This is a genomic window from Pseudanabaena sp. lw0831 (assembly GCF_016584665.1).
Classification (GTDB): Bacteria; Cyanobacteriota; Cyanobacteriia; order Pseudanabaenales; family Pseudanabaenaceae; genus Pseudanabaena.
Genome location: NZ_BBJB01000041.1, coordinates 1 through 10,166, shown reverse-complemented (window position 1 = coordinate 10,166; position 10,166 = coordinate 1). Strand labels below are relative to the sequence as shown.

The window sequence follows — 10,166 nt, the reverse complement described above, 5'->3', positions numbered from 1 at the left end:
CGCAACTCTATGAATGGGTTTTATTTTTATAGCTATAGGACTTACGCAAATGAACGAAATGTAAGGGCAATTCATGAATTGCCCCTACGATGAAACGCTGGTTTTAAGCCATTTTTGCGTAAGTCCTAAGCTATAAATATTCTATTATCTCCATTTTTCTTGACTCTGCTCAATAAACTCTTCTATTGCTTCTTTAGATTCTCTAAGACTCGCCCCTGTTTCTTCTCGATAAAGCTTTATTGCTTCTATTTTGCGATAGGGAGCAAGTGCAATCTGTTTTACTCGATCTGAGAATTGAGATGGAACTTCAATCTCCATCCGATTTAATAGCAAGCTTAGAGAAATATCCATCCGCTTCACCTTTTGCTCAAGCTTTTTAATACTTGCTTGAAGGCTAAGGATAACCCACACAATAACGAAGAGACATGAAAAATAAATAAACCCGTCTATTCCCGTCATCATCATAAATCTCTAGTGTTGGTTTTTATGCAAATAAGGGGCGCTTCGCGCCCCTTATTTCGGTATTTATAAACCACTTACAGCTCTTTCAAGATTGGCGCGGGACTGGTTGTAACCAATGATTGCTTGCACTCGATTGACATCAGCAGTAGTGAGCGCTGCCTCAGCCGTAATGACTTCAAGTTGCGTGCCGACCCCTGCATCAAGACGTAGACGGGCTAAACGCAACGCCTCTTCTGCTTGTTGGACAGCTTTAGTAGCCGTGTCAATTTGTTTAAGGCGCGATCGCTGATTGATGTATGACTCTTCCACGTCATAACGTGCTTGACGGGCATCTTGTTCAAAACGGGCTTCCGCAATGGCTTGATCGGCTTTGAATTGATCTACTTGCGCCACGGCTTTACCTCCATCATAGAGATTCCAATTTAGAGTTGCCCCAACTTGATAACCAACGCCAACACCGCTGCCACTGGTAAATTCAGCAGCAGTATTAAAGTTGCCAAATAAATTAACCTGCGGACCTATTTTCGCTAGGGACGAAGTTGCGCGATCGCGAGCAACTTCACGTTCTAACTTGCGAATGTCTAACTCGGCGCGATTGCGGACAGCTAGTAAGATGGTTTCTTCGACTGGCAATTTCCATTCAGGTACTGGCATAATTTTATCAGCCGCCGTAATCTCGACGATGGCAGGATAGTTTAGCTGTCGAGATAACTCACGTCTTGCCACCAATTGAGCTGCCTCAGCATTGAGTAAATCTTGCTTAGCATTAGCAAGCTGGACTTCAGATTGCAACACGTCAAACTTTGTGCCAACACCTGCTCTTTCTCTAGCTTTTGTATCTTTTAAGCTTCTTTCCGCATTTTCAACAGCTTTGCGTTGAATCCGAATAGTTTCATCAGTATTCTGTAAGTTGTAATAGGCGGTGACGATACTCAGGCGAATATTTTGTCTGATCCGACTGAGATCAGCTTCAGCGATGCGTAAGTTGTTTTCAGCGATCCGAATCGCCGCCTCCTTAGCGCCTGAGTCAAAAACGTTGTAATCGACTCCGATCGTACCAGTGAGTGGATTACTAGTTGTTTTGCCTAGTGGGGTATTGTTATTAATGCTATTTAGTCGTGCTTGTGCCGAGTCACTGTAACTGTATTGCACCGTTCCTGTAACCGTTGGAGATCGCCCTGCTTCGTTTTCTTGTAATACAGCACGAGCGCGATCAACCGCAATTCTGGCTCGAATTGCATCGGAGTTAGTTTTTTCAACTAAGTCAAGAATTTCTGCTAGGGTGACTGGCTTAGTGATATCCAATCTAACTTGGCTTGGTGTCGTTGGCACAACTAGGGTCTGTGCGGGATCGAGTTGACCTGAGGTAGATGCAGCAGCGCTGGGAATTACTCTAGCAGGTTCGGTAGAAGAACTGACTTTTTCAGGTTGCGATCGCTGACTATCTTGAAAGATAGTAGTCTCTGAGGCAGGCAATTTTGATGAGTCTGAAATATTGGCTTTCGGTAAAGCTGAAATCATTACCTGAATATCTTGGAGGATGGATTGCTGATTACTTACTAATTCAGGGTTTGGTTTAAGAATCTCGACCGTTTTCGGGTTATTTACTTCTGGCTCAGACAAAGTAATTTTGACTGTATTGTCAGGCTCTAGAACGACCTTTGTATAAGGTTTTAGAGGCATGGTAAATTCTTGAGCATTGGCTGTCCAAGCTGGAATCAGAAGCGACAAACTCGCACCAAGCGTCAACCAACTGGAAGAAATTCGCATAATTCAGTCCGTCTCTCCACACATTAAAGTAGCAAGCAACATACCTTACTTTGATCATCTTCTGATAGCTCACATGTGACAATCATCATGCTATCGGGTCAAAATGTGAAAAGGACTCAGTATGTTTGCCTTACAGATTGTAGTACAAACCCAGAAATTTGGTGGTGGTGCTTTGCCATGACTTCTCAAAATGGCGAAGAAAGGTGGTTCTCGCAAAGCGAGAACCACCTTTCTTCGCCATCGTCGAACTGGCGTTAATATTAGTTATAACGTCGCGACAAAATTTACAGACTATATCCACAATGAATATTCTTACATCAGTAACTGCTCCGCAGGCTTGGCATGGTGATGCCCTTGCGATCGCTGTTTTTGCAAGTCCAAAATCTAGCAATGAGCAATTAGAAAATCAAGAAAAGAAAGCTTTACAACTATCTGAATCACTAAAAAACTTGGATATTCAGGTTTTAGCTTGTACTTTGACTGATTTAATTACTGAGTCAGAATTTACGGGGGAAATTGGTGCATCGGTCAGTGGGCGTGTGGGTATTGACTATGCGATCCGTAAGGTGATTTTGATCGGAATGGGAGATCCTGCTAAGGCTAATGCTGATGTCTGGCGCAGGGCGGCGGCTTCGGCAGTGAAATGGGCTAATAAAGTGAAGGTAAAAAATCTGGCTCTGGCTTTTCCAGCCTATAACCAAGATGTGAGTTTGACGGCTCAAGCGATCGCTGAAGGTGTGTTACTTGCAGGCCATCAAGACAAGCGGTTCAAATCCAAAAATGCTAACCCCCAGTTTTTAGATCAAGTTGAGATTTTAGAAACCGATCCTGAGATAGCCAATCCTGCGATCGCAAAAGCACAGCAAATTGTCGATGGTGTGATTTTGGCAAGAGAGTTGGTGTCTGCTCCTGCAAATATCGTTACGCCGATTACTCTTGCTGAGACAGCATTGGCGATCGCTGAAGAATCAAAGTATTTCAGTGTCAAAATTCTCGAACAAGCCGATTGTGAAGCCCTAAACATGGGCGCTTTTCTCGGCGTAGCCAGAGCTTCAGATATTCCACCAAAATTCATTCATCTCACCTATAGCAATGGCACTCCGAAGCGAAAATTAGCGATCGTCGGCAAAGGCTTAACTTTTGACTCTGGTGGTTTAAATATTAAGGCTGGCGCGGGATCTGGTATTGAACTCATGAAGACCGATATGGGAGGTTCGGCTGCTGCATTGGGCGCAGCAGCCGTAATCGCTAAACTCCAACCCACAGACCTCGAAGTCCATTTCATCGTCGCGTCTTGTGAAAACATGATCAATGGTAGTGCGATGCGCCCAGGGGATATCCTGACTGCTTCTAATGGCAAGACTATTGAGGTGAATAACACTGATGCCGAAGGTCGCTTGACTTTAGCTGATGCCTTAGTCTATGCCGATAAACTGGGTGTGGATGCGATCGTGGATCTCGCCACATTGACAGGTGCTTGTGTGGTGGCTCTAGGTGAAGATATTGCGGGGATGTGGTCGATTGATGATGACTTTGCCGAGGCGATCGCCAAAGCCGCGAAAGATGCTGGTGAAAAACTCTGGCGGATGCCCCTCGAAGATCCCTATTTCGATCAATTAAAGTCCGTGGTGGCTGATTTTAAAAATACAGGTTCTCGCGCAGGTGGGGCAATTACAGGTGCTTTATTCCTAAAACAATTTGTAGAAAAAACAAAAGCATGGGCGCACCTTGATGTCGCAGGTCCTGTCTGGAGCGATCGCGAGTCAGGCTACAACAATGCTGGTGGTACAGGTTTTGCTGTCAGAACTTTGGTGAATTTAATACTGAATTAATAAAAAGGCGGCACATTGTGCCGCCTTTTTTTACTGCACATGCAACAGCGATAATTGGTAATAACTTTCAGCATGGGCGATCGCATTTTGTTGTTCCTCTGCCGAAAGCTCGCGCATCACCTTCGCAGGCACACCCGCTACCACCACACCCGCAGGCACATCCTTAGTCACCACCGCCCCAGCCCCAACAATACTTCCCGCCCCAATTTTCACCCCTTCCAATAGAATTGCACCCATCCCAATCAAGCAACCGCGCCCAATTTCCGCACAGTGGATCACCGCCCGATGTCCGATCGTCACATACTCACCAATCACTAAAGGCTGGTCAGGATCGCCATGCAAGATCGCCCCATCCTGAATATTTGTGCAATAACCAATATCGATCCGATTGACATCAGCCCTGATCACCACCTTATACCAAATATTTACATGCTCAGCGATATGGACATTCCCAATCACGACAGCATCATTGGCAATAAAAGCCGTCGGAGAGAGCGCGGGTGTAGGTAGTTGCGAATAGGGAAGATGCATATTATTCATCATTAAATAGGAGCGCGCTAAGCGCTCTCCTATTATGCTCCTATAATAATGAATAATTCTGCCAGCTAATAATCTATGTCAAAATCCCCTGCTTTAGCTCAAGATCTAGTTAAGCCTGAAGATTTATTGCTTTCGGTGCGTAACTTACAGGTTGCCTTTAGGGGCGATGAAGGACTCGTCTATGCTGTCAAAAATATTTCCTTTGACCTTGCCCAAGGACAAACCCTTGGCATCGTTGGTGAATCTGGCTCTGGCAAATCAGCAACAGCTTTAGCAATCATGGGCTTATTGGGGGAATCTGGCAAAATTACCGACGGTGAAGTCATATTTCGACCCAGTGGTGAAGTACCGCTTGATCTGGTGCGAGTATCGCCACAGAAAATGCTGAAATATCGAGGCGATCGCATATCGATGATATTTCAAGAGCCGATGACTTCGCTCAATCCCTTATTTACCTGTGGCTATCAAGTCATCGAAGCGATTCGCTTGCATCAAAAAGTTTCTAAGCAGGAAGCCGAGACACGCACAATTCAGCTATTTCAGGAAGTGCAATTACCCAATCCTGAGCAATTAATAGGACGCTATCCCCACGAACTTTCGGGCGGACAGTTGCAGCGCGTGATGATCGCTATGGCTATTTCCTGCAATCCCCAATTGATTATTGCCGATGAGCCGACAACGGCGCTAGATGTGACCGTACAAGCGACAATTCTCGAACTGCTCAAAGAGATTCAGCGATCGCGCCAGATGTCGATGATTTTTATTACTCACGACTTAGGGATTTTGGCAGCGATCGCGGATCATGCGATCGTTATGAATCAAGGCGAAGTTGTGGAAAGTGGCGATACACAAGCCATCTTCCAATCGCCAAAACATCCGTATACTAAGGGCTTAATCGCTTGTCGTCCTCAACCTGATCGCCAGTTGCGCCTATTACCAACGGTGAGCGACTTTATGGAAATTCAAAATGGGCAAATGGTTGAGAAAGAACCCAGCGATCCTCGTTATTTAGAAGTTGTTCCACCCGAAGAAACTTTTGCTCGTTTAGCGGAATTGCAAAAACAAGACCCAATTCTCTCTGTACAGAACCTCAGAATTGAGTTTCCAATTCGCAGCATCTTAGGACTCAAAAAGCGCTATCTAGTCGCCGTAAATAATATTAGCTTTGATGTCTATCGTGGCGAAACCCTTGGACTAGTCGGTGAGTCAGGCTGCGGTAAAACTACCGCAGGTAGAGCAATTCTGGGCTTAACCAATGGCGTGATGGGTTCAGTCAAATTTGAAGGACGTGAGATTTCAAAATTAAAAGGAGAGGCTCTACAAAAGTTGCGCTGCGATCTGCAAGTCGTATTCCAAGATCCCTACGGTTCGCTGAATCCGCGTATGAGTGTTGGCGATGCGATCGCGGAGCCATTGATCGTCCACAGCCATCAAGAACGCTTTGAGCGTTATCGCAAATCTGCCGCTAGATGCGAAAGAGTTGCCTATTTACTGGAGCGCGTCGGCTTAACCAAAAGCGCGATGCGTCGATATCCCCACGAGTTCTCGGGTGGACAGCGGCAACGTATTTGTATAGCCAGAGCCTTGGCTCTCAATCCCAAATTAATCATTGCCGATGAACCTGTTTCTGCTCTTGATGTATCCGTACAAGCTCAAGTTCTCAATCTATTAAAGGAACTCCAAGCTGAATTTGGATTAACCTATATCTTCATTTCCCACGATCTCGGTGTAGTTAAGTTTATGAGCGATCGCATCATGGTGATGAACAAAGGCGAAATCGTCGAACTAGACACCGCCGAATCGATCTACAGGAATCCTCAACAGTCCTATACTCAAAAATTAATCAGCGCCATTCCCAAGGCTTTAGTTTTATCTCCATAAAACCTACTGAGTAGGTTTTATGGAGCGCGAAGCGCTCTTACTAAGTACTATTGGACTTACGCATTAGCCTTGCACTCAAGCCCTGCGATAAATCGCGGGCCAAGAACCCCAGTTCTTGGCACATTTGCGTAAGTCCTAACCCTCAAACTAAGAAGGTAATTATGCTAACACTCACCAAAAAAAAATCCCTTACCGAGTATTTCGAGCAGGAAATTCTCTCAGAGACAAGAAACGAATATATTGATGGAGAAATCATTCCAATGACTGGCGGCACACCCACACACAATCGTATTATTGGTAATTTTTTTGTTGCTTTACATCAGGCAATACAGGACAAACCCTATGGTATTTTTGTCACCGATCAACGTCTTTGGATTCCCGATCGCAATATAGCCACATATCCTGATGTGATGGTCATAGCTGAGCCTTTTGAATATCAAGAAGGACGCAAAGATACCTTACTCAATCCGATTTTGATTGCTGAAATTTTATCTCCTTCCACAGCCAGCTATGATCGGACTGGCAAATTTGCATCCTATCGGACTATTCCCTCTTTTCAAGAATATCTGCTAATTTCTCAAGATCGCAAGTATGTCGAACATTTTTATAAAGAAGGCGATCGCTGGATATTCGCCGCCTATGAAAATAATGAAACCATCTCCATGAAATCATTTGAAGTTGCGATCGCAACTTCTACTTTATACAATCGCATTAACTTTGAATCAGAATAACAAAATAGAGGGGCGCAATGCACCCCTCTATTTTTATTTAAGACAACAACAAAGCTTCTGCAAGTTCCTTATCCATTTGCTCAGCCGATGCGATCGCATCGGTCATGATTTGACGCGGACTAAGCCCATTGTTATAGCCTGCTAGCCAACGTTGAGCCTCATTACCTTGATCGAAAATCTTTTGTAATGGCGATAGGAAACACCAGACCCCGTTATCCTTCGCACGCGATCGCAACTCTTCGTAGAGATTAGAAATCCATTCCCTTGCAGTAATTTGTTCGCCAGTTTGCCAATGGGTCAGCACTGCATCAAGGCTATTGATCGCTGCCGCGACTTCATTTTGATCAGCAATCGTAGCTAGTTCATCTGGGGTAAACTTGGTCGCATTGGGCGCAAGTGGATCGAGTGTTGAACCAATCCCAGCTTCGAGAAATTGATTGAGGCGCATTTCTAAAAGAGCCGAGATCGCTAGCAATGCGACTGGATCGATAACTAAATCAGAGATTCGTAACTCTAAACGGTTGAGATTGTAAGGGCGATTATCGCCATTCGGACGCACCGACGACCAGAGATGACGCACATTTTGCATCGTGCCTAACTGTAATTGCTGTTCCGTCCATTCTACAAAATGACGATGACTGCTAAATAAAGGAACTAGCTTCGGTGTTTTGGGAAACATCTGCCAGCGCGAAGAATGAAAGCCAGTAGCTTTGCCATCAAGGAACGGAGACGCGGCACTTAGAGCAAGATAGAGCGGTGCTTCTAGACGGATCAAGCGACACGCGGCGATTAATAACTCTAGATCGGGTATGCCAACATTAATATGAATACTTGCTGTAACCACATTAGTGCCATAGGTCTGCTCAATGTAGGTGTGATAAGGATTTTGCGGATCAGAGCGATAAAAATGATCGACCCCACCCAAAGCAAGTGTACTGCCTGGCATAAGCGTGTAATCGCCTAGCGATCGCAAATAGCTGCGTAGCTTTTGTCGTGGCTCCACCAGAGCCATTAGCAACGGCTCATACTTATGAAAAGGCGGCGTGATGTATTCAACATTGCGGCTGTCTGGTTCACGCACAAATCCGTTAAGATTAGCCACAATGCGATCGCTAAAGCCCACTACATCCCCCGTCGGTGTAGAGGTATAGATTTCCACTTCAAAGCCTTTAGATAAAAGCACGGGAGGTTTCCTTTTTGCTATAGACACTATGTACTAGCCTACCGTGCAATGCGATCGCTTTAAAGATGCCTTAGGGCATACAAAACCCGAACCAAGAAATTTTTGAAAAGTGCTAACTTTTCATGCGTTCTTTCATCTTTTTAGCGGCTAAGGCATAGCCACCGTCGGCTCCATCGACAAAATGGACTTGACGACCATCACGCTCAAATACTAGGCAAGTCATTAATGCGCGATCAGATATATGAAAGCCATATACTAGGCGACCTTCTTGAAATTTCTTTTCTAAATAATCAATTATTTTTTGGCGCTGTTGAGTTGTTCCAGAAATAACCATTCGCAACACATCATCAAATTTTTTGAAGTCGGTGGACTCTGAAACAATTTGCTTATAATCTCCCCAATTAAGCGCCTTGGTTTTGATGTTAAATGCCATCAGAAAATTTCCTAACAAATTAATCAGACGGAGTTTCCATGAATATAAAATTCGTTTCAACCAATTCTTAGAAGCGATAAAAATTCTAGTCTCTGACGATAAATTCTTTTCCCCAAAGGCAAGCTGTAAATTTGTTGATACAACGGGATGACATTCTGTCCCTTTCCCATAAATGCGATCTATCTGGTTAATCACATCGCGATAGAGATTATCAATTTGGCTTTGACTTGGGGCTGTTACAAATACGATTAAACTAAGGATCTCTTCATGGCGCGTGGGAATATCTTGCCATCGACATTCTAATCCAGAAAAGTCCGCGATCGCATAGGAGTTTTGGTGCTTAGGACTGTACAAGTCCGTTGTCGCTTTATCCTTAACCAAACGTGTTGCATAGCTTATCCCTCCACCTCTGAGGATGGCTTGGACATAGTTGTCAGAGATGCGTAGTTTCGCAACTTTAATTTCATAGTTTGAGGTAATTGCTGCAAGTGGGACAATGCCGATGCGTAATATAAGATTAAATTCATCTGCTGCTAATTTTTGCACAGCCAACAGTGCTTGCTCTGCTTCTGGGATAAATTTTGGGGGAATGAGAATAGATGCTCCATCACCACCAAATACAAAGGGAATCTCTAATTCTCCAACTATATTCAAAATCACAATAATTGAACAAGCACCTAAGAGATTGATATCTTTGTACCTGCCATCCTCGATCGCTTTTGTCGATTCGGCAATATCGGTAATAATCGCTGCCCAGTCACTGGGAACTGCGTAAAAATTCTCACTATGGGTAATATCAGCAAAATCATGAAGAATAGGCAGATCGGCATAAAAGTTCTCAGAAGTTGTATTTTGGGGCTGAAAGTCTTGAATACTCATATCTGTAGCCTTGAATGCGATCGCAAGCCACTTAATCCTAGCAATAAAGGGCGATCGGTATAACCGCCAGTTGGCTGTTGTGGCGATCGCTGGCTATATTTCTGATCTAAAACAGGTCATAAATTAGAGAGAAATAAATCCGATTCTCTTGTCAAGTTTTGCGGCTATTTTGCATCTTGCTCGCACCTATGAAGTGATTTCCCAGAGCGAGATTCCAGAGCTTGCAGGTTTAGATATAGAGTTATTGACTCGCTGTGTCTCAATGGCACAAACTTCCCGATTAGATGCAGCAAACAATTTCCGTAATGCCCTTAAAAAATAAGCGATACTATTTCCTAACAGGGCTAGGTGTAAGCACTCCAGATTCACTGCCCCCTCCCCTTGAGTCATCAAAAATAGATCCTCTATTAATTAGGGCTTCCTGAAAAAGTACAAAAGCTCGCTAAATAAGGACT

At 44.3% G+C, this 10,166-nt stretch carries 9 protein-coding genes; 4 read left to right on the top strand and 5 right to left on the bottom strand.

Annotation, left to right across the window (positions count from 1 at the left end; translation table 11 throughout):
• Positions 1-144: 144 nt before the first annotated feature.
• Both APA_RS07245 and APA_RS07240 read right to left on the bottom strand, forming a co-directional pair.
• Positions 145-459 carry a hypothetical protein gene (locus APA_RS07245; RefSeq protein WP_201321629.1) on the bottom strand — a complete coding sequence of 105 codons (315 nt, stop codon included), beginning with the start codon at positions 457-459 and terminating at the stop codon, positions 145-147.
• Between the two features lie 66 nt (positions 460-525).
• On the bottom strand, positions 526-2,232 hold the full coding sequence (locus APA_RS07240) for a TolC family protein (protein ID WP_201321628.1): 1,707 nt from the start codon (positions 2,230-2,232) through the stop codon (positions 526-528).
• A gap of 302 nt (positions 2,233-2,534) precedes the next feature.
• On the opposite strand from APA_RS07240, the gene APA_RS07235 reads away from it, so the two are divergent.
• The gene (locus tag APA_RS07235; RefSeq protein WP_201321627.1) at positions 2,535-4,064 is read left to right on the top strand and encodes a leucyl aminopeptidase; all 1,530 of its coding nucleotides are present in this window, start codon (positions 2,535-2,537) and stop codon (positions 4,062-4,064) included.
• A gap of 30 nt (positions 4,065-4,094) precedes the next feature.
• On the opposite strand, the gene APA_RS07230 is transcribed toward APA_RS07235, so the two are convergent.
• A complete protein-coding gene (locus APA_RS07230; protein ID WP_201321626.1) occupies positions 4,095-4,595 on the bottom strand; it encodes a gamma carbonic anhydrase family protein in 501 nt (166 codons plus the stop codon).
• An 84-nt stretch (positions 4,596-4,679) separates the two neighbouring features.
• Here APA_RS07230 and APA_RS07225 point away from each other — a divergent pair, with 84 nt between their 5' ends.
• Together APA_RS07225 and APA_RS07220 are read left to right on the top strand one after the other, a co-directional pair.
• Positions 4,680-6,485, top strand: a complete 1,806-nt coding sequence (locus tag APA_RS07225; protein WP_201321625.1) for an ABC transporter ATP-binding protein — start codon at positions 4,680-4,682, stop codon at positions 6,483-6,485.
• A gap of 161 nt (positions 6,486-6,646) precedes the next feature.
• Positions 6,647-7,216 carry a Uma2 family endonuclease gene (locus APA_RS07220; protein ID WP_201321624.1) on the top strand — a complete coding sequence of 190 codons (570 nt, stop codon included), beginning with the start codon at positions 6,647-6,649 and terminating at the stop codon, positions 7,214-7,216.
• Between the two features lie 37 nt (positions 7,217-7,253).
• On the opposite strand, the gene gshA is transcribed toward APA_RS07220, so the two are convergent.
• Positions 7,254-8,399, bottom strand: coding sequence for a glutamate--cysteine ligase (gene gshA / locus APA_RS07215; RefSeq protein WP_201321623.1), 1,146 nt, complete (start codon positions 8,397-8,399; stop codon positions 7,254-7,256).
• 112 nt (positions 8,400-8,511) lie between these two features.
• Complete coding sequence (locus APA_RS07210) at positions 8,512-9,711, bottom strand: DUF3095 domain-containing protein (RefSeq protein ID WP_201321622.1); 1,200 nt, start codon at positions 9,709-9,711, stop codon at positions 8,512-8,514.
• Positions 9,712-9,859: 148 nt separating this feature from the next.
• Here APA_RS07210 and APA_RS07205 point away from each other — a divergent pair, with 148 nt between their 5' ends.
• A complete protein-coding gene (locus APA_RS07205) occupies positions 9,860-10,033 on the top strand; it encodes a hypothetical protein (protein ID WP_236579437.1) in 174 nt (57 codons plus the stop codon).
• The last annotated feature ends 133 nt before the right edge of the window (positions 10,034-10,166 follow it).

What these genes read in the sequence shown, in the direction of transcription:
- APA_RS07235 (WP_201321627.1), top strand. Translation starts at nt 2,535, where the DNA reads ATGAATATTCTTACATCAGTAACTGCTCCGCAGGCTTGGCATGGTGAT.
- APA_RS07225 (WP_201321625.1), top strand. Translation starts at nt 4,680, where the DNA reads ATGTCAAAATCCCCTGCTTTAGCTCAAGATCTAGTTAAGCCTGAAGAT.
- APA_RS07210 (WP_201321622.1), bottom strand. Translation starts at nt 9,711, where the DNA reads ATGAGTATTCAAGACTTTCAGCCCCAAAATACAACTTCTGAGAACTTT.
- APA_RS07220 (WP_201321624.1), top strand. Translation starts at nt 6,647, where the DNA reads ATGCTAACACTCACCAAAAAAAAATCCCTTACCGAGTATTTCGAGCAG.
- APA_RS07245 (WP_201321629.1), bottom strand. Translation starts at nt 459, where the DNA reads ATGACGGGAATAGACGGGTTTATTTATTTTTCATGTCTCTTCGTTATT.
- APA_RS07240 (WP_201321628.1), bottom strand. Translation starts at nt 2,232, where the DNA reads ATGCGAATTTCTTCCAGTTGGTTGACGCTTGGTGCGAGTTTGTCGCTT.
- APA_RS07230 (WP_201321626.1), bottom strand. Translation starts at nt 4,595, where the DNA reads ATGCATCTTCCCTATTCGCAACTACCTACACCCGCGCTCTCTCCGACG.